The 18,621-nt window shown below is 72.0% G+C and carries 16 protein-coding genes; 9 read left to right on the forward strand and 7 right to left on the reverse strand.

The genetic code is table 11. The annotated features are described in order from the left end of the window. Positions 1–820 (forward strand): carbohydrate ABC transporter permease (locus AB0C16_RS07330; protein ID WP_357679919.1); only part of this gene is annotated, 820 nt, incomplete at its 5' end. Between the two features lie 10 nt (positions 821–830). Continuing rightward, positions 831–1,895, forward strand: coding sequence for a dihydrodipicolinate synthase family protein (locus AB0C16_RS07335; RefSeq protein ID WP_357679920.1), 1,065 nt, complete (start codon positions 831–833; stop codon positions 1,893–1,895). A gap of 45 nt (positions 1,896–1,940) precedes the next feature. Here AB0C16_RS07335 and AB0C16_RS07340 read toward each other — a convergent pair whose 3' ends face one another. The 3 genes from AB0C16_RS07340 to AB0C16_RS07350 are packed head-to-tail and all read right to left on the reverse strand — an operon-like array spanning position 1,941 to position 5,499. Further along, positions 1,941–3,896 (reverse strand): hypothetical protein, encoded by a 1,956-nt coding sequence (locus AB0C16_RS07340; protein WP_357679922.1) that lies wholly within the window; start codon positions 3,894–3,896, stop codon positions 1,941–1,943. A 56-nt stretch (positions 3,897–3,952) separates the two neighbouring features. Next, positions 3,953–4,669, reverse strand: coding sequence for an amidohydrolase family protein (locus tag AB0C16_RS07345; protein ID WP_357679923.1), 717 nt, complete (start codon positions 4,667–4,669; stop codon positions 3,953–3,955). After that, entirely contained in the window at positions 4,666–5,499 is an 834-nt protein-coding gene (locus tag AB0C16_RS07350; RefSeq protein WP_357679925.1) for an amidohydrolase family protein, read from the reverse strand. The genes AB0C16_RS07345 and AB0C16_RS07350 overlap by 4 nt, the downstream gene beginning before the upstream one ends. Positions 5,500–5,584: 85 nt before the next feature. Between AB0C16_RS07350 and AB0C16_RS07355 the strand changes: the two genes are divergently transcribed. The 5 genes from AB0C16_RS07355 (at position 5,585) to AB0C16_RS07375 (ending at position 12,384) form a co-directional block, all read left to right on the forward strand. Next, positions 5,585–7,606, forward strand: a complete 2,022-nt coding sequence (locus AB0C16_RS07355) for a hypothetical protein (protein WP_357679927.1) — start codon at positions 5,585–5,587, stop codon at positions 7,604–7,606. A 10-nt stretch (positions 7,607–7,616) separates the two neighbouring features. After that, positions 7,617–8,336, forward strand: coding sequence for an amidohydrolase family protein (locus AB0C16_RS07360; RefSeq protein WP_357679929.1), 720 nt, complete (start codon positions 7,617–7,619; stop codon positions 8,334–8,336). After that, the gene (locus tag AB0C16_RS07365) at positions 8,333–9,061 is read left to right on the forward strand and encodes an amidohydrolase family protein (protein WP_357679931.1); all 729 of its coding nucleotides are present in this window, start codon (positions 8,333–8,335) and stop codon (positions 9,059–9,061) included. The genes AB0C16_RS07360 and AB0C16_RS07365 overlap by 4 nt, the downstream gene beginning before the upstream one ends. A 20-nt stretch (positions 9,062–9,081) precedes the next feature. Next, the gene (locus tag AB0C16_RS07370; protein ID WP_357679933.1) at positions 9,082–10,290 is read left to right on the forward strand and encodes a DegT/DnrJ/EryC1/StrS family aminotransferase; all 1,209 of its coding nucleotides are present in this window, start codon (positions 9,082–9,084) and stop codon (positions 10,288–10,290) included. Positions 10,291–10,371: 81 nt separating this feature from the next. Then, a complete protein-coding gene (locus AB0C16_RS07375; RefSeq protein ID WP_357679935.1) occupies positions 10,372–12,384 on the forward strand; it encodes a hypothetical protein in 2,013 nt (670 codons plus the stop codon). Here the strand turns inward: AB0C16_RS07375 and AB0C16_RS07380 are convergent. Further along, complete coding sequence (locus AB0C16_RS07380) at positions 12,366–14,315, reverse strand: hypothetical protein (protein WP_357679936.1); 1,950 nt, start codon at positions 14,313–14,315, stop codon at positions 12,366–12,368. The two genes, AB0C16_RS07375 and AB0C16_RS07380, sit on opposite strands and share 19 nt — an antisense overlap. Positions 14,316–14,440: 125 nt before the next feature. Beyond that, on the reverse strand, positions 14,441–14,974 hold the full coding sequence (locus tag AB0C16_RS07385) for a hypothetical protein (RefSeq protein WP_357679938.1): 534 nt from the start codon (positions 14,972–14,974) through the stop codon (positions 14,441–14,443). 75 nt (positions 14,975–15,049) lie between these two features. On the opposite strand from AB0C16_RS07385, the gene AB0C16_RS07390 reads away from it, so the two are divergent. After that, positions 15,050–16,207, forward strand: coding sequence for a CoA transferase (locus AB0C16_RS07390; protein ID WP_357679939.1), 1,158 nt, complete (start codon positions 15,050–15,052; stop codon positions 16,205–16,207). A gap of 73 nt (positions 16,208–16,280) precedes the next feature. Further along, a complete protein-coding gene (locus tag AB0C16_RS07395; protein WP_357679941.1) occupies positions 16,281–17,768 on the forward strand; it encodes a carboxyl transferase domain-containing protein in 1,488 nt (495 codons plus the stop codon). Positions 17,769–17,777: 9 nt separating this feature from the next. Here the strand turns inward: AB0C16_RS07395 and AB0C16_RS07400 are convergent, their stop codons facing one another. Both AB0C16_RS07400 and AB0C16_RS07405 read right to left on the reverse strand, forming a co-directional pair. After that, positions 17,778–18,173 (reverse strand): hypothetical protein, encoded by a 396-nt coding sequence (locus AB0C16_RS07400; RefSeq protein WP_357679943.1) that lies wholly within the window; start codon positions 18,171–18,173, stop codon positions 17,778–17,780. After that, positions 18,170–18,616 (reverse strand): hypothetical protein, encoded by a 447-nt coding sequence (locus AB0C16_RS07405; RefSeq protein WP_357679945.1) that lies wholly within the window; start codon positions 18,614–18,616, stop codon positions 18,170–18,172. Before AB0C16_RS07405 ends, AB0C16_RS07400 begins: the two co-directional genes overlap by 4 nt. Between the last annotated feature and the right edge of the window lie 5 nt (positions 18,617–18,621).

The raw sequence follows: 18,621 nt of genomic DNA on the forward strand, positions 1-18,621 counted from the left end.
GGCCCCGCGGGCGCCGCGCCCGCGGGGCAGGTGGGCGCTCGTCACCCTGCTGGCCGTGCTCGCGGTGCTGACCGTCAGCCCGTTCGTGGCCATGGTGATCGTCGCCCTCTCGCCGGCGGGCGAGCCGACCGTCCCCACGCGCTGGCCGGAGTCGCTCACCCTGGACAACCTGACCAATGTGCTGTCGGCCTCCGGTTTCGTGGAGTGGACGGTCAACTCGCTGGTCTATTCGGTGGTCTCGGTGGTGATCATTCTGGCCACCGCCTCGATGGCCGGCTACGCGTTCGCCAAGAAGCGCTTCCCGGGCCGAGACGCGATGTTCTGGGCGTTCCTGGCCACCATGATGGTGCCGTTCCAGGCGACCCTCATCCCGACGTTCGTGCTGGTCAACAGCCTGGACGGGGTGGACACGTTCTGGGGCCTGATCGTGCCGACGCTGGCCAACGCGCAGGCCGTCTTCCTGATGCGGCAGTTCATCCTGGGCCTGCCGGACGAGCTGTTCGACGCGGCCAAGGTCGACGGGGCCTCCGAGCTGCGGGTCTACCTGACGATCGTGGTGCCGCTGACCCGGCCCATCATGGCCACGCTCGGGGTGTTCGTGTTCCTGTGGCACTGGAACGACTTCCTCTGGCCGCTGGTCGTCGGCCAGAGCGACGCCACCAGGACCCTCACGGTCGGCCTGACCACGCTGCGTACCGAGGAGACACAGCTGTCGCTGCTGATGGCCTCGACGACGATCTCGGTGGTGCCGTGCCTGCTGGTGTTCTTCCTGCTGCAGCGGTATCTGGTGAACAGCATCGCCATGACTGGGTTCAAATAAGCTCCTTTGCGTGGATATTTCGGCACAAAGCCTGCGTGATCGCCTCCGCGGCCGCCTGATCGCGGCCGCGGCCACCCCCATGACGGCGCTCGGGGAGGTGGATCTGGATCTCGTCTCCCGCTACCTCGCGGGGCTGGTCGAGGACGGCGCGGGCGGCCTCGCGGTGCTGGCCCACACGGGACGCGGCCCGTTCCTGCCGCCGGACGTACGCGCCGGCGTGATCGAACGCGCGGTCGCCCTCGGCGTTCCCGTCCTGGTCGGCGTCGGCGGCTCCCCGCCTCCGGCACCCACCGGCGCGGAACACCCTGGTACGGCTGCCTCCGGCGTCGAGCCGCTCGGGCACGCGGTGCCAGACCCGGGTGGGCCGGGCTCGGGTGTGCTGGATTCGGGCGTGCCGGACTCGCGTGTGGCGGCCGAGCTGGGGGCGGACGGCGTGCTCGTCTTTCCGTCGCCAGGAGACCGGGTGGCGCTGCACGACGCCGTGTGGAAGGCGTCCGGGCTGCCGATGATCGCCTTTGATCTCTACACCCGCCCCTGCCCGCCGGCCGTGCTGCGGGAGATCCTGCGGCATCCCGGTGTGGCGGGGCTCAAGACGGCGCTGCTGTCCGACGCGATGGCCTGCCAGCGGGCGATCGCGCTCGCCAAGCAGGCGGGCAGGCTGGCGATCACCGGCGAGGACCGGATGTTCGGCCCGTCCCTGCTCTGGGGGGCCGAGGCGGCCCTGGTCGGCATCGCGGCGGCTCGGGTCGAGACCACGGCCGCCGTGCTGGACACCTTCCGGGGCTCCGGCCTGCGCGCGTTCGACGAGGCGTCCGGCAGCCTGGACCGGCTGGCAGAGGTCACCTTCACCGAGCCGATGGAAGGCTACGTCCAGCGCATGCTGTGGCTGGCGGCGGCCGAAGGGCGCATCCCGGAGTCCCATGCCCATGACCCCTTCGGGCCGTCGCTGTCCCACGACGAACACGCCGCGATCCTCACGTTCGGAACACCGGGCGGAACACCGGGCGGAACACCGGGCGGAACACCGGGCGGAACACCGGGCGGAACATCACGTCGGCCCAGTCCGACGGCCTGACCCGGTCGTCCAGGTCAGGCCGTCGCGGGTTGGGGGCGGCCGTGTTCAGCGGCGGGCGTCGATCGCGATGCGGACCAGGTTGCGGCCCTTCACCCCGTAGAGTGCCCGTCGCGAGGGATCCAGCGCCAGCTTGGGCTCGCCGCCGAACCACTGCCCGGCCAGTTCCTCGACGATCGGCTTCGCGGTGAACGTCACCAGGTCGATCTTGTACACCTTGTCGCCGTCCGTGCAGTAGGCCACCCGGCCGACGACGAACAGATCGCCCCCCTTCGCGCCGACCTTGAGCGTCCTGGTGACCTTCCTGCTCCGCAGGTCGAACTCGAACACCTCGCCCGTGTTCGCCATGCCGTACAGGGTGAGCGGGCCGAGCGCGAGCGAGATGATCGAGCGGGCACCGGGCACGGGCTCCAGTTGCCACAGCAGCTGCCGCTTGACCAGGTCGAACGCGGCCAGCCGGGCGGTGGTCGTGACGGGCGGCAGGCCGAGGCCCTCCTGGGTCAGGGTGCCGAGGTAGGCGGTGCCGTGCCGGGTGGCGACCGAGTAGACGGTCTGGCGCTCGACGACGGGGCGCTGGGTGACGTAGGAGCCGGTGCGGACGGAGTAGAAGGACAGGGCGCCGTTCATGTGCCCGGGTTCCGGCTGGGTGGGCATCACGATCAGGCCGGTCCTGGCGTCGTAGGCCAGGTCGCGCGGGCGGTCCTGCTGGTTGCCGGTGCGGGCGAGCAGGCGGGCCTCGGCGTCGCCAGCGCGGTGCGCGTAGAGCGCGGCCTGGGTGTAGACGCCGAGATAGGTGGTGTCGCCGAGGGTGAGCATGGTCTTCGGCTCGCCGGGGATGGCGAGCCGGGTCACCTTGCCGTTCGTCAGGTCGTGGATGTCGGCGCCGCTCTTGCCGCCGACGTAGACGCGCGCGCCGTCGCTGTGGACGGACATCGGCTCCTCGGGCGCGGCCTTGAACCCGCGCTGCACCAGGTTGCGGTACTCCAGGGCGCCGGTCGCCGGGTCGTAGACGAACACCGCGTTGTCCTGCACGCCGTAGATCCGGCCCTCGTGGGCGAGGATGCGGTGGGTGGCGGCCTCGAAGTACGGGACGCCGAGGACCTTGAGCTCGCCGGAGGCCAGGTCGTAACGGTAGAAGGTGCCGGACGGGCGGCCCGCGAAATAGACGAAGCCGTCGTGGATGAGCACCGAGACGATGTACTTCTCGCCGGGGGCCGTCGCCTTGACGACCTTGTAGTCGGCCGGGTTCGCCTTGTCCAGGACGATCATCTCGGCCAGGGAGTTCATGCCGCCGGCGATATGCGTGTCCGAGATGTGCATGCTCGACACCCAGTCGCGGTCCGCCAGGGCGGCGGGCAGCAGCTCCTTCTTCTCGCCGGTCGCCCGGTCGATGGCGATGAGGTGGGCGTTGGCGCCGACGCCCGCGTAGATGTGGGTGTCGTCGGCCTGGATGCTGCGGACGTACGCCTCGCCGGGGGCGGCCTCGCCTAGGTCGCGACTGGCCCCGGTGGCGGGGTCGTACTCCTTGACCTTCCCGGGTTCGGAGGTGCCCAGGTAGATCTTGCCGTCGGGGGAGGCGGCCAGGGTCCAGATGAAGTGGTCCGGATAGGAGGCGACCTTGGTGACGGTGCCGGCGACCGTGTCGAGCTGGTAGAGGTCGGACTTGGAATGCGTCCCGATGTAGACGTCGGTGCCGACCTTGCACATCGCCCAGACGCCGATGCCCGTGGGGATGTCGAAATGGGCCGTGACCGAATCCTTGCTCAGGTCGTACGCGCCGACGACGTTGGGCGACAGGCCGCGAGAGCCGGCGTACAGGACGCCGCCCACGAACTCGGCGTTGCCCAGTGGGCTGGCGACGCTGGCCGGGCCCAGGTCGGTGACGGTTCCCTCAACAGGGCTGGTGACAGTGGCGGCGTTGGCGGCACCGGCGATGGTCATGGGGAGTGAGGCGGCCACCGTGGTGGCGGCGGCCGCTTGCAGGAATCGACGGCGGGGGATCATGTGCGGCTCCCTGGTCAAAGTTTCGCCGCACGCTATAACGGACAGGGCCGTAATGTCTAGATCTTGAAAAGCGCGGCCGCGTTCCGCCAGGCGATCCGCTCGGCGGTCTCGGTGGTGAGCTCCGCCGCCGCGACCGCGCCGAAGGCGGACGACGGGTCGATCAGCGTGGCGTCCGTGCCGAACAGGAGTTGCCTGTCGTCCACGGCCGCCACCACCGCGGCGATGCGTCCCGCTGGAGCGTGCGACCAGCAGGGTTCGAGGTAGAGCCGGTCGCAGGCGTTCGCGGCCTCGATGGCGTGCCCGAACCCGTCGGCGCCCATGTGCCCGGCGATCACCCGCAGGCCCGGCGTGTCCAGGCAGACCTGGGCCAGGTCGAGCACCGAGGTGCCCCAGGTGTGCACGAGGGCCGGGCAACCCGCCTCGGCGACCAGGGCGAGCGCTTCGCGCAGGCGCGGCGAGGCCGCGGGCGACCCGGTGTAGTCGGTGTGGATCTTGACTCCGACGAAGCGGCCGGTGGGCAGGTGGTCGCGCAGGTCGGCGGCCGCCTCGCGGAGCCTGCGCGGGTTGACCGTGACGTACCCGTACAGCCGCTCCTGGCCGTCGAGCACCTTGGCCAGCGCACGGTTGCCCGCCGGGGCGTCGTAGATGACGGCCTCGGTGGCGGAGACGATCGCCCGGTCGATGCCGTAGCGGTCCATGGTGGCCAGGCTCGACTCGGCCACGTCCATGGTGAAGAACCACGGGCCCCAGTGGGCGTGCACATCGATGATCATGAAAGGAGCCTCCTCGCGTTGCCTCCGGCCACCGCGGCGACCTCGTCGGGCTTGAGCCCGCCGGTCGCCAGCCGCAGCAGGGGGACGAGCGGTTCGTAGTGCGGGGCGCGCGAGCCGTACAGCAGCCGCTCGGCGCCGACCTCGGCCGCGACCGTCTCCAGCGCGTCGGGGGAGTTGAGCAGGCGGGTCGAGGTGTGGAACCCGGGCTCCTCGGCGGCGGCCACCAGGAAGTCGCCCAGGTGGTAGAAGTGCGTGTCGAGGAAGACCACCGTGGCGCCGAGTCCGGCGAACGGCTGCCAGAACCGGCGAACGTCCCCGCCCGTGAGCACCGCCAGCCCGAGCGCCGCCGCCCGGCGGGCGACCTGCCGGACGGACGGGAAGCCGGCCTCCACGCCCTGCTCGTCCGGAAACAGCCGCACCGCCCTGACCCCGGCCTCGGCCAGCCGGTCGAGCTCCCTGCCGCCACCGAGGGGATCACGCAGGTCCACCACCCCGACGGGCGCCCACCCGGGGCCGGCGGGAACCTCGCCGGGCACGCGGCCGGGCACGCCGCCGGTCGCGCCCTCGGTCGCGTCGCCGCTCGGCCGCGCCAGGGTGAGCACCTCGTCGTTGCCGGTCCGTACGTCGAACAGGGCCGCTCGCAGGCTCGCCACCGCGCCCGCTCGGATGCGATGTGCGGTGAGCAGGGCGCCCACCGACCCGGGCGTGCCGTCCGGGCCGTCCCGGTCGGGATAGGCGCCCACCAGCACGTCGACGTCGAGCGTCACCTCCAGCCCGCCGATCAGACCCCAGGCGTCGAAAGCCATTCCGGCCCCCTCCTTAATAGTCATGCCCGACATCATGTCATTGACAACCGATGCTCATAAGATTACGGTCAGGGCCAAAATCGAGCAGTTATGAACGTGAGGTTCTGGAATGCTCCGATCCCTGCTGATCGCCCTGGCGGCGTTGTCACCCGCCTTCGTCGCGGTCCCGGCCGCGAATGTGGCCCCGGCCGCCGCGGCGACCGGGGCCGCCGTGCCCGGCCGCTGCACCGGACCCGCCGTGCGGACCTTCGGCCCGGCCTCGGTGACCGGGGCCATCGTCGGGGCGGCGGTCCACGAGGGCCACGCCTACGTCGTCACTCGCGGTCCCAAACCGCCCGTGCTCGCCGAGTTCGACCTGAAGACCCGCAAGGTGGTCAGGAGCGTCACGCTGCCCGACGTCCCGTCCGAGGGCGAGGCCGAGGGCGGCTGGGCCGTCACGGTGTCCGGCGGCAAGGTGTACGTCGGCAGCTACCCGGTGCCCGACCTCTACAGCTTCGACATCGCCACCGGAGAGGTGCGGCACCTGCACTCCTTCGGCAAGAACGGCGGCTTCGTGTGGAGCCTGGCGGCGGCCCCGGACGGCACGCTCTACGCCGGCACCTCTCCTGACGGCCGGGTGTGGGAGTACGTGCCGGGCACGGGCGCCGTCCGCAGGTTCGACGTGCTCGTCCAGGGCGAGCACTACGTGCGCGCGGTCGCGGCCGACGCCGAGTACGTCTACGCGGGACTGCTGGAGAAGAACCGGCTCATGCGCGTCGACCGGGTGAGCGGCGCCGTTCAGGAGCTGGCCGCCGGAGGCGCCGGCATCGGGGTGGTCGCCGTCAACGGCGACCGCGTGCTGGCCGCCAGCGGCGGCGAGCTGATCGACGTGCGCAGGGACGGCACGGACGCGCGGCGCGTCCGCGTGGAGTCGGGCCTGCTGGACGCCCTGACGCCCACGGGCGACGGCACCGTCTACGCCGCCTCCCGCCCCGACGGGACCGTGTACCGCTATCGGACCGGTGACACCGCCCTGACCAAGGTCATCGATCCCCCCTCGTTCGGGGACGAGACCAGGCTGCTGCATCCACTGGACGACGGCACCCTGCTCGCCTTCGCGGGCAGCGGCGGCGTCTGGCGTCTGGACCCGGGCGCGGGCACGTCGGAGTTCACCGACCTGATCGATGCCGGGCTGCCGACGGGTGCCGAGCGGCCGCAGAGCATGCTGCTGGTGCAGGACCGGGCGCTCTACATCGGCGGCCACTTCTCGATGGAGGTGCGCGACCTGCGCACCGGGAAGCAACGCAGGATCCGGGTGCCGGGCGAGCCCAAGGCCATGGTGCGGCGGGGCGGCAAGATCTACGCGGCCATGTATCCCACCGGAGGGATCGTCAGCGTCGACATCCGCACCGACGAGGTGCGCACCCTCGGCTACCTCGGCCACGACCAGCAGCGGCCGTGGGACATCGAGTACGACCCGCGTACCGACAAGCTCCTGGTCGCCACCGCCCCGCTGTCGGCCAAGCTCAAGGGCGCCCTGTCCGTAGTGGACCCCGACACCGGCGAGATGGACGTCTACGTGGACGTCATCACCGACCAGAGCCTGATGAGCCTGTCGCTCGACAGCCGGGCCGGCGTCGTCTACCTGGGCGGGGACGTGCTCGGCGGCGGCGGGGTCACACCCACCAGGACGTCGGCCTCGGTCGCCGCCTTCGACCTGAAGACCCGCAAGGTGCTCTGGGAGGTGGACCCGCTGCCGGGACACCGCACGTTCCAGGACATCAAGGTGCACGAGGGCCTGCTGTACGCCTCCTACAAGCGCGACTCCGGAGCCTGGATGGCCATGGACCTGGCCACGCGTCAGGTCGTCCAGCAGGGCATGCTGTCCGGGTACGGCGAGCTGACCGTGCACCGCGGCAGGGTGTTCACCTCCGTGTTCCGGGGCGGCGGCAACGCCTACGAGCTGGGCGCCGACGTCGAGGGCGGGGCCCGGCTGCTGGCGACCGGCCTGGGCGACGAATGGCACACCAATCCGCAGCTCCACTTCGAGCCCGGCTCCTGGCACGCCTGGGCCCTGGTGGGCCGGGACCTGGCCAGGATCAGGCTGGACCCCGGCTGCCCGCCCTTGACCGCCACCTCCACGGAAAGCTAGGTTTCGGTCTGTGCCGAAATTAGTGGTGGACGCCCACCGGCTGGTCGGTCCCGTGCCGTTCGACGACCTGCCGGTGGACCCGACGGCGGACATGGACCGGCTGGGCATCGGACGGGCCTTCGTGACCCACACGCTCAGCCTCTACTCCGACGCGCAGGCGGGCAACGACGCCCTCCTCGCGCTGGACGACCACCGGCTGGTCCCGGTGCCCGTCGTGGTGCCGGGCGTGCCGGGAGCGTCCGCGCCGTCCGCGCCGGGCGAGGTCCTGGACTGGGACGTGCGCCTGATCAGGCTCTGCCCGCAGCGGCACCGCTTCGACCTGACCGGCCCGATCGCCCTGAGCTGGCTGGCCGAGCTCGGCCTCCCGGTCGCCGTCGACCTGGAGGAGACCACGCCCGCGCAGCTCCGCGCCCTGGCCGAGCGGCTGCCCGGCCAGCGGATCCTGCTGCTCAACCCCGGCTACCGCAGGCTGCGCGCGCTCGCCGAGCTGCTGACCGTCGCGCCGAACGTCTGGGTGGAGATCGGCACCGTCAACACCCAGGGCGGCGTCGAGTGGCTGGCGGAGCGGTTCGGCGCGGAGCGGCTGGTGTTCGGCACCGGAGCCCCGGTGGCCGACGACTGCGGCCCGCGTTTCCTCCTCGACCACCTCGCCCTGACGGACGGTGAGGTGGAGTCGATCGCGGCGGGCTCCCTGGACCGGATGCTCGGCCCCGAGGGAGGGTCCCGATGATCCTCGACGCGCACGGCCACGTCGGCAATTGGCCGGACTTCCTCATCCCCGACCCGACCGCCGAGGGCCTCGTGGCCACCATGGACCGGATCGGCGTCACCGCCATGGGCATCAGCCACCTGCTCGCCGTCGGGCCCGACGCGGTGCGCGGCAACCGGCTCGCCATGGAGATCGCCGAGCGCTTCCCCGGCCGGTTCGGCGTCTGGCAGGTCTACAACCCGCACCACCGCACCCCGCTGACCCGCGACGGCGTGTGGGGCGTCAAGATCCATCCCGACGTGCACGAGTGCCGCCTCGACGACCCGGCCTACGAACCGGTCTGGGAGCTCGGTCTGCCCGTTCTCTCCCATGGCCAGACGGACTCGCCCTGGAGCGACCCCGGCCAGTTCGCCACCGTCGCCTCCCGCCATCCGGGCGTGCCGCTGCTCATGGGCCACACCGGCCTGTGGCCGAACGGCTTCGCCCGCGCGGCCCGGATCGTCGACGACCACCCGAACCTCTACCTGGACGTGTGCGGCTCCAAGATGACCGGCCGCTGGATCGCCCGCCTGGCGGCCCTGGCCGGAGCCGAGCGCGTGGTGTTCGGGTCGGACGCGTGCTTCCTCGACCAGCGAACCGGTTACGGCCGCATCGCCCTGGCCCCGCTCACCGACGCCGACCGGGCCCTCGTCCAGGGCGGCAACCTGGCCCGCCTGCTGAATCTGCCCGCCACCGGACCCGCCTGACGCCTGGAAGGAACCCTCCCTTGACCCTCGCCCTCTACGGCGGCACGCCGGTTCGCTCCGCCCCGTGGCCGGCCTGGCCGCCGCCCCTCGACCCCGAGCAGCGCAAGCTCGTCGGCGACGTGCTGGACAGCGGACTCTGGGGCGCCACCCAGGGCGGCCGTGTGGTGGCGGACCTGACCGCCGCGTTCGCCCGCGCGTCCGCCGTGCCGTACGGAGTCGCGGTCGGGAACGCGACGCTGGGCCTGTTCGCCGCGCTCAAGGGGCTGGGCGTGGGCCGCGGTGACGAGGTGATCGTGCCCGCCTACACCTTCGTCGCCTCGGCCACCGCGGTCCTGCTCGCCGGTGCCACGCCCGTGATCGCGGACGTGGACCCGGAACACCTGCACCTGTCATCGGAGGCCGTCGAGCGGGCCGTCACCGGCAGGACGGCCGCCGTCATGCCCGTCCACCTGGCAGGCAGCCCCGTCGACATGGATCCGCTCAACGCCCTGGCCGCCCGGCACGGCCTCGCGGTCGTGGAGGACGCGGCCCAGGCGCACGGCGCCACCTACCAGGACCGGCCGGTCGGCGGGCTGGGCGACGCCGGGGTGTACAGCTTCCAGGCGAGCAAGGCCATGACGGCGGGGGAGGGCGGCCTGATCGTCTGCCGGGACGAGGCGGCGTACGAAGCGATCTGGTCGGTGTGCAACGTCGGCCGGGCACTCGGCGGCCAGTGGTACGGCCACCCGGCGGTCGGCTGGAACCTGCGCCTCACCGAGATCCAGGCGGCCCTCCTGCTGCCCTGGCTGGACCGGCTCGACGAGGAGATCGACCGCAGGAACGCGTTCTGCGACGCCCTGGAACGCGAACTCGCGCACCTGCCCGGCGCCGGGCAGGCGGAGGCGGGATCCCCGGCCGCCGCCGGCCGTCCGGTGACGGTGGTGCCGCGGCCGCCGGGCACCACCCGCGACTCCCGGCACCTGCTCATGCTGCGTGTCCACGCGCCCGTGGACCGCGACCTCCTGCTCGCCGCGATGGCCGCCGAAGGCGTGCCGCTCGACGCGGGCTACCCGCCGCTCGCCGCGATGGCCGCTCTCACCGCCGAGGGTGCCCGCGCCGAGGCGTGCCCGGCGTCCGAGGAGGCCGCCAGGAGCGTGGTCTGGGTACGCCAGTCGATGCTCATGGACGACCCGGCCCGCGCCGCCGACATCGCCGAGGCGCTGGCCAAGGTGCTGGCCTACCGGCCCTGACTCGCCTGGTCTGCCAATTTTCGGCCCTAACCGTAATGAGAACTTCTTGACGTGGGCCTCGTCAGTTCTTATTTTTCGGTCATGACCTTAATTAAACGTGCGCTCGTCGCCGGCATCACCGCCCTGGCGTTGGTCGGACCGGCGGCCCCGGCGAACGCCGCGAGTGGCACGCTGACCGACCTCGGCGTGCCCCTCCAGGACGTGCTGCTTCTCGGCGGCACCGTCGCTCCCGGCCCGGCCGGCGCCCCGGTGCTCTGGAGCGCCTCCTCCGGCGCTCCGGCTCATCTCAACGCGGTCGACCCGGCCACCGGTGCCGAGCTCGCCCGGCTCGACCTGCCCGGCGCGGCCGGCGCCTGGGCGGTGGACGCGACCCCCGACGGCAGCGTCTACGCGGGCACCTACGGCGACGGCCGTCTCTACCGGTGGACCCGCGAGTCGGGCGTCACCGACCTCGGCCGGCCGCTCGCCTCGGAGAACTTCATCTGGACCGTGGCGGGGGGCGAGGGCGCGGCCGTCTACGGCGGCACCTCCCCGGGCGGCAGGCTGTTCGGCTACGACCCCGCCACCGGGGTACGCGACTACGGCAAACTCTCGGCGGCCCACTCCTACGTGCGCAGCGTCGACTACGCCGACGGCAAGATCTACGCGGGCACCGAGAACCCCGCGGCCCTCTTCGAGGTGGACGCCGCCGACGGCACGGTCAAGCGGTTGCCCACACCGCCCGGCCTGGACGTGCAGGACAAGTGGGCCTACGACCTCAACGTGGCCGCGGGCTTCGTGTTCGTCAGGTTCGGCGGCGCGTTCCCGGGGCCGCTGCACGTCTGGGACATCGCAGCAGGCCAGTGGGTGGACGCGCTCGACGAGGCGCACGGACTCGACGTGTCCCCGCCCGACGAGCAGGGCAAGGTCTACTTTGTAAAGGCAGGGGAGCTGGTCGGCTACGATCCGCGCACCCGTGCCGTCACCCCCACCGGCCTGCCCGTCACCGGACGGGTGGCCAACACCCGTGGCATCGGCTGGGCGGAGCTCGGCCTGCCCGACTACCCCGGCAAGAGCCTGGTCGGGCTGCTCTGGCGCGGGCTGATGTTCCGCTACAACCCGCAGACCGGGGCGAAGTCGTTCGTCCAGACCGGCATCAAGGGCGAGCCGATCGACATCACCGCCATCGCCGGCGGTCCTGACGGCCGGGTCTACACCGGCGGCTTCCTCAACGGCGGCTTCGCGGCGCTCGACCCGAAGACCGGCGGTGTGCAGGAGTTCCACACCTTCTCCCAGACGGAGGCGATGACCACGCATCGCGGCAAGCTCTATGTCGGCGCCTACCCCGAGGCCCGCGTCTACGCCTATGACCCCGAGCTGCCGTGGCACAGCCCCGAATACTCGCCCAACCCCGAGCCGGGCCCCGAGCCGAACCCGGCCAGGCTCTTCGACCTGGCCGCCGACAAGCAGATCAGGCCGCGCGCCTTGGTCTCGGCAGGCCGGTACGTGGCGGCCGGCACCATGCCCGACCTCGGGCAGCTCGGCGGTGTCCTGGCCATCTGGGACCCCACCACGGGCAAGCTGAAGCACTCCCGGCGGAGTGTCGTACAGGACCAGAGCATCGTGTCCCTCGCCTACCGCGACGGCGTGCTCTACGGCGGCACCTCCATCTACAGCGGCCAGTCGGCCACCCCGCCGACGCAGCCGGAGGCCAAGCTGTTCGCCTGGTCCGTCAGGGACGACCGGCTGCTGTGGGAGTTCGTTCCCGCGCCCGGCAAGCCGGCCATCCCCGCGCTGACCTTCGACGACCGCGGCCGCCTCTGGGGCGTCGCGGGCGGCGAGGTGTTCGGCGTGAACGTCGCGGCCCGCGAGGTGGTCTCCCGGGTCACGCTGTCGGCGAGCACCAGCGCGAGCGGCCAGCTGGCCTTCAACCCCAAGGACAGGCTGCTGTACGGCGCGCACGCCGGCACGGAGGTGTTCACCGTCAGCCCGAGAACGGAGGCGAGGGCCGTACTGAAGCAGGGACCCGTGCACCACCTCGCGGTGCACGGGTCCGGTGACGTCTACTTCGCGGAAGGCCCGAAGTTGTTCAGGTATCAGTCGCAGATTCGGTAGGTGTAGAAGTTCTCGAAGCGCGACAGGTACATGTGCTCGTCAGGGCCTTCGAGCAGGATCGAGATCGGGCGGGCGATGAGCGTGAGCTTCATCGTCGCCCGGTCGATCTTGTACGCCTTGCCCTGCACCTTGCCGTAGAGCAGGCCGTCGCGGCCGAGCTCGATGTTGGTGTCGAGCCAGACCTGGGTCACGGTGGACCACGGGTAGGTCTGGTGCTTGACCTGGCGCAGCGTCCGGCCGGTCGCGGGGTCCAGCTCGTAGAGGGAGTCGGGGGTCAGGCCCCACAGCTTGCCGTCGCCGTCGAAGGTGATCGAGCCGAGTGCGAGGTTGCCGGGGACGGGGGTGGTCTGCCACTTGAGCGTGTCGGTGGCGATGTCGTAGGCGAAGGCCCGCGCCTCGCCCTGCGGGGTGCTGGTGCCGCCGAACGCCGAGGTCGTGCCGTAGAGGATGCCGTCCCGGTAGGCCAGGCCGATGATGCTCTGGCCGGGGATCAGATCGCGCTTGATCCTCGATGCGCCGGTGGCGGGGTCGAGCAGGCCGAGTGCTCCGCCGACGACGCCGGACTTGGGCACGGTGCCGAACGCCAGCAGGTCGCCCGCCGACACCATCGCGAACGGCCGGTCCTGCTCCTGGTCGGTGAGGTTGAGCAGCTCTCTGGGGGCGGTGCCGTCGAACTCGTAGATGCGGGCGCCGGGGTAGACGCCGAGGTAGAGCTTGCCCTTGTGGGTGACGATGCCCTCGCTCTGGCCGACGTTCGGCCAGAACTGGGACTCGCCGGTGCCGGGGTCGTAGGCGGCCAGGCCGCCGGTGAAGAAGCCGCCGGCGTAGACGCGGCCGTCGGGGCCGAGCCCCATGGATCGGATGCTGACGGGCTGACCGGTCACCGTGGAGTCGAAGAGGGTTCCCTTGCCGGTCTTGAGGTCGTAGTGCCAGATACGGCCGGTGGAGGAGGTGCCGACGAGTGTGGTGCCGAGCCAGCCGAGCGGTCTGGCGGCGCCGCCGCCGAGGTCGTCGAAGCCCAGTCTCGCGATTTTTCCGCTTTTAAGGTCATATCTCGCGAGCTCGTCCCCTTGGACCAGGTAGACCGCGTGCCCGTGCCGGCCTCCGCCCACGGTGAGGCTGTCGACGTCGTCGACCACGCCTTCCCAGGACTTCGTCGCCAGGTCGTACACGCCCATCGGGTTGGTCCCGGTCGAGGTGGTGAATCGCACCAGCAGGTGCCGGCCGACGATGTCGAGATCATAGGCGTAGCCGTTTCCGGTGATCGGCGGATCCACCACCTCGATGAGGGTGCCGTCCGGCTTCAGCACGGCGACCTTCATGCTCTGCGCGCCGAGGCCTGCGTAGACGGTGCCGTCGTCGCCGACGGCCAGGTCACGGAGGTACTGCTCGCCCGGCACCGGGCTGCCCAGGTCGTCGATCCGCCCGCTGGCGGTGTCGTAGCGGAACAGCCGCCCGTTGGGCGAGGTCCCGCCGTACACGGCGGAGCCGTCGGGGGCGGCGGCCACCGTCCACACGAACGTCTCGCCGGGCACCGCGATGCCCAGTTCGCTGACCTGGCCGGTCGCGGGGTCGTAGCGGAACAGCCTGCCCATGGCTCCGGCCGTGGCGTTGTAGCTGCCGACATAGACGGAGTGGTCCGGGGCCACGGTCACGGCCCAGGAGCCGAGTGCGAGCGGCAGCGGGTGCTCGGCGATCAGGGTGGCGTCGGAGGCGTTCCTGATGGCGAGCATGGCGGGCCCGGACGCGCTGGAGGTGACCGAGTAGACGCGGTCGCCGTCGAGCGCGGTGCCCGCCGTGGTGGCTCCGGTGAGCGGCAGCGTGCCGAGATTCTGGAACCCGCACCCGGTCGGCGGGGTTGCCTGGGATTCGGCCTGGGCCGGAGCGGTGATGGATAAGGCGACGAGCATGGCCGCGAGGAAAATGCGCACAAGCAGCTCCTTTTTAGAGGACATAACGGCCTTGACCGTAATATTGGAACCGTCCCCTGGCAAGATGCTTCCCCTTGCTGCGAGGCCGCGATTCGGGACACCTGGCCGACCGAGCTCAAGGGTCGTCAGCAGGTGCTGACGACGAGATCGGCCCGATCCCGGGTGCCGTCGTCGGCGAACCACTTCTCCTCGGCCGCGAACCAGGCGTCCCAACGGGGCGCGAGCTCGGGTCCGTCGCGCTCGATCACCCGGCGCAGGCGCACCGGCTCGGGCGCCTCCACCCAGACGGTGTACGCCAGCAGGTGCGCCGCGGCCTCGCGGGCCGTTCCGACGCCTTCGACGACGAGCGCCGGCGCGACCGGCACCTCGACGAGCGGCCCGTATTCGCCGCGTACCCAGTCGTAACGGCGGAAGGCGCCGGGCCGGCCCTGCCGGAGCGGCCGGAGCACCTGCTCGTGGAGCGCGTCGAACCAGGGGCCCGGGCCCTCGTCCCAGGGCACCGGGAAGTCGTCGCTGTGCACGACCTGGCAGCCGAGCGCGGTCGCGAGCCCGCCCGCGAACGTCGTCTTGCCGGACCCGGCGGGGCCGTCGACGGCGACCAGCCGGACCGGGCCGCACGAGGGCTCCAGCTTCCGGACGCGGCGGGCCAGTGATTGCACGGACTCAGGGTAGGTGAGTTGTGGGGTTAGGAGAGAGAATGTGCTCTCGCCCCGGATCTCAAGCTGGAGGTTGACTTGCCCGGACCCCTCAAGGACATCGTCGTGCTGGACCTGTCCAGGGCGCTGGCGGGGCCGCACGCGGCGCAGATGCTGGGAGACCTCGGCGCGCGGGTGATCAAGGTCGAGCATCCGGCCGGGGGCGACGAGTCGCGAGGCTGGGGCCCGCCCTTCGTAGGACCAGATCACGATATTTCCACCTACTTCCTGGCGGCCAACCGCAACAAGCAGTCCATCGCCGTCGACCTGAAGTCGCCCGACGGCAAAGCCCTCATCGAGCGGCTGATACGCCAGAGCGACGTGCTGATCGAGAACTTCCGCACCGGTGTCCTCGACCGGCTCGGCTTCCCCGTCGAGCGCCTGCACGAGCTCAACCCGCGGCTCGTCGTCCTGTCGATCACCGGGTTCGGCCACGACGGGCCCGAGGGCGGCCGACCCGGCTACGACCAGATCGCCCAGGGCGAGGCGGGCCTGATGTCGCTGACCGGCCCGTCGGCCGACGAGCCGTACCGGGTCGGCGCCTCGATCGCCGACCTGCTGGCCGGCATCCACGGCGCGTACGGAGTGACCACCGCGCTGTACGAGCGCGAGCACACCGGCAAGGGGCGGGTGGTGCGCACGTCGCTGCTCGCCGCGGTGACCGGCGTGCACTCCTACCACGGCACCGCCTGGACCGTGGGCGGGCAGGTGCCGGTCGCGGGCGGCAACCACCACGCCTCGATCGCCCCCTACGGCGCGTTCCGCTGCGCCGACGGCATGCTGCAGATCGCCGCGGCCAACGACGTCCAGTGGCGGAAGGTGGCCACGCTGCTCGGCATCGACCCCGGCCAGCCGAGATACGCGACCAACCGGGACAGGTTCGCGCACCGCGACGAGCTGATCACCGACATGGAGAAGGCCCTGATGGCGCACGACCGCGCCCACTGGCTGGCCCGCCTCGCCGAGGCCGGGGTGCCGGCGGGCGCGATCCGCTCCCTCGACGAGGTCTACTCCTGGGAGCAGACCCGGTCCCAGGGCCTGCTCGTCGAGGTCGACCACCCCGTGCTCGGCCGCGTCGAGCTGCCGGGGCCGCCGCTGCGCTTCGACGGGCTCACCGCAATGGAGCACACCGCGCCGCCCGCGCTCGGCCAGGACGGGGACGCGGTGCTCCGCTGGCTGGGAGAGCGCGAGACGTGATCCGGACATCGAGCTACCGGCCGGTACATTCGTGCGTCACCATGGCAGCATCGGCCGACACGAGGGGGCAACGGTGACCCGTCCGGACGCGCGCACACTGATCGACACGGTTCTTGACAAGGGATCGTGGACATCGTGGGACGTGCCCCCAGCCGACCCGGCGGCCCCCGGCTCCTCCTACGCCGACGAGCTGGCCGCGGCCCGGGCGAAGTCCGGTTACGACGAGTCGGTCATCACCGGTGAGGGCCTCCTCGCCGGTCGCAGGGTGGCCGTGCTGGCCAGCGAGTTCTCGTTCATGGCCGGGTCGATCGGGAGCGTGGCGGCCGAGCGCATCACCTCCGCGGTGGAGCGGGCCGCCCGCGAGCGCCTGCCGCTGCTGGCCGCGCCCGCGTCGGGCGGCACCAGGATGCAGGAGGGCGCGCTCGCGTTCGTGCAGATGGTGAAGATCACCGCGGCCGTGCAGGCGCACCGCGCGGCGGGCCTGCCGCACGTGGTCTACCTGCGCCACCCGACGACCGGCGGGGTGCTCGCGTCCTGGGGGTCGCTGGGGCACGTCACGGCCGCGGAGCCGGGCGCGCTGATCGGGTTCCTCGGGCCGAGGGTGTTCGAGGCGCTGCACGGCTACCCGTTCCCCGAGGGCGTGCAGGTCGCGGAGAACCTCTACCGGCACGGGCTGGTCGACGCGGTGGTGTCGGCCGACGACGCGCGCGAGGTGGCGATCCGGGCGCTGGCCGTGCTGTGCGCCGACCGGACGGGCCTGGAGCCCGGCCGGCCGCCTGAGGAGGACCTGCGGCCGGTCGAGGCGTGGGAGGCGATCAGCAGGTCCCGCCGCGACGACCGGCCCGGCGTGCGCGGGCTGCTCAAGCTCGCCGCCACCGACGTGACCCCGCTCAACGGCACCGGCGTGGGCGAGAACGAGCCGGGACTGCTGCTGGCGCTGGCGAAATTCGGCGCCGCGCCCGCCGTGGTGCTCGGCCAGGACCGGCTCGGCCAGCGCTCCCGCTCGCCGCTCGGCCCGGCCGGGCTGCGCGTGGCCAGGCGCGGCATGCGGCTGGCCGCCGATCTGGGGCTGCCTCTGGTCACCGTGATCGACACGGCCGGCGCGGCGTTGTCGAAGGCCGCCGAGGAGGGCGGCCTGGCCGGGGAGATCGCCCGCTGCCTGGCCGACCTGGTGAGCCTGGACGCGCCCACCGTCGCCCTGCTGCTCGGCGAGGGCGCCGGCGGCGCCGCGCTCGCGCTGCTGCCCGCCGACCGGGTGCTGTGCGCGCAGCACGCCTGGCTGGCCCCGCTGCCGCCCGAGGGCGCCTCGGCGGTCCTCTACCGCTCGGTCGACTTCGCGCCGGAGATCGCCCAGGCGCAGCGCGTACGCGCCACCGACCTGCGCGCCGCCGGGATCGTCGACCGGGTCATCCCCGAGCTGCCCGACGCCGCCTACGAGCACCGGGCGTTCTGCGAGCGGGTGGGCCGGGCACTGGAGCACGAGATCGCCCTCCTGCTCGCGAGGCCCGCGGCCGACCGGCTCGCGGCCCGCCTGGCCCGCTATCGCCACCTGGGCTCCTGACCGGGCGGCTCAGGCGATCGGGATCCGCTCGACCCGGATGGAGAAGACCTCCTCGCGGGGCACCACGACCTCGTAGGCGCCGTGGTCGACCATCCAGTAGCCGAGCGCCTCGGCCTTCATGCCGCTGTGCCCGGTGTAGGCGATGTGCAGGCCGTCGTCGTCCTCGTCGAGGACGATGCACGGCTCGCCGCCGAACGCCCCGACGGTGCGGACCAGCACCAGCCATTCCAGCTCGTCGCGGCGGACCTCGCGCCGCCAGTAGCCGGACGCCGCCTCGAACCCGTCGAGCTCCTCCTCGCTGAACAGCACCACCTGGTCGCTGTCGGGGCCCAGCGCGGCCGGCAGCGTGCGCTCGCCGATGCGGGCGACGAAGCCGGAGGCCACGGGCGTGATCTCGGCACTCATGCGGCGGGCCGCCAGGTCAGCCCGTCGTAGTCGGCGAAGCGGCGCTCGCCCTCGCCGGTCAGGTGCACGATCTCGGCGCCCGCCGGGATCGGCATGGGCATGGTGTGGAACTGCGGCACCACGTGCGTGGACGAGGTGGTGAACCCGTTGCCGGCGAAGGGGGGCGCGTCGCTCCAGTCACCGCCCATGTGGGGTCCGTAGGGGACCGCGTAGGTGTCGACGTCGCGGGAGTGCCACCGCATGACGTAGAGCTCGGGCACGTCGGCCGTCAGCTCGGACCCGTCGAACACCAGGTCGAGCCCGTAGAAGAGAGCTCTGGGCGTGGTCAGCCGCGAGCAGTCCTGGACGCGGTAGACGTAGCCGGAGATGACCGTGCGCTTGCCCGACAGGTAGGGGACGAGCAGACGCGGCGGGACCACCTTCTGCATCTGCGTTCTGCTCACTGTTT

Source organism: Nonomuraea sp. NPDC048916, assembly GCF_040649575.1.
GTDB lineage: Bacteria > Actinomycetota > Actinomycetes > Streptosporangiales > Streptosporangiaceae > Nonomuraea.

Coding starts and splice junctions, on each gene's coding strand:
- AB0C16_RS07340 (WP_357679922.1), bottom strand. CDS start 3,896: ATGATCCCCCGCCGTCGATTCCTGCAAGCGGCCGCCGCCACCACGGTG.
- AB0C16_RS07365 (WP_357679931.1), top strand. CDS start 8,333: ATGATCCTCGACGCGCACGGCCACGTCGGCAATTGGCCGGACTTCCTC.
- AB0C16_RS07350 (WP_357679925.1), bottom strand. CDS start 5,499: ATGACTATTAAGGAGGGGGCCGGAATGGCTTTCGACGCCTGGGGTCTG.
- AB0C16_RS07375 (WP_357679935.1), top strand. CDS start 10,372: ATGACCTTAATTAAACGTGCGCTCGTCGCCGGCATCACCGCCCTGGCG.
- AB0C16_RS07345 (WP_357679923.1), bottom strand. CDS start 4,669: ATGATCATCGATGTGCACGCCCACTGGGGCCCGTGGTTCTTCACCATG.
- AB0C16_RS07400 (WP_357679943.1), bottom strand. CDS start 18,173: ATGAGTGCCGAGATCACGCCCGTGGCCTCCGGCTTCGTCGCCCGCATC.
- AB0C16_RS07355 (WP_357679927.1), top strand. CDS start 5,585: ATGCTCCGATCCCTGCTGATCGCCCTGGCGGCGTTGTCACCCGCCTTC.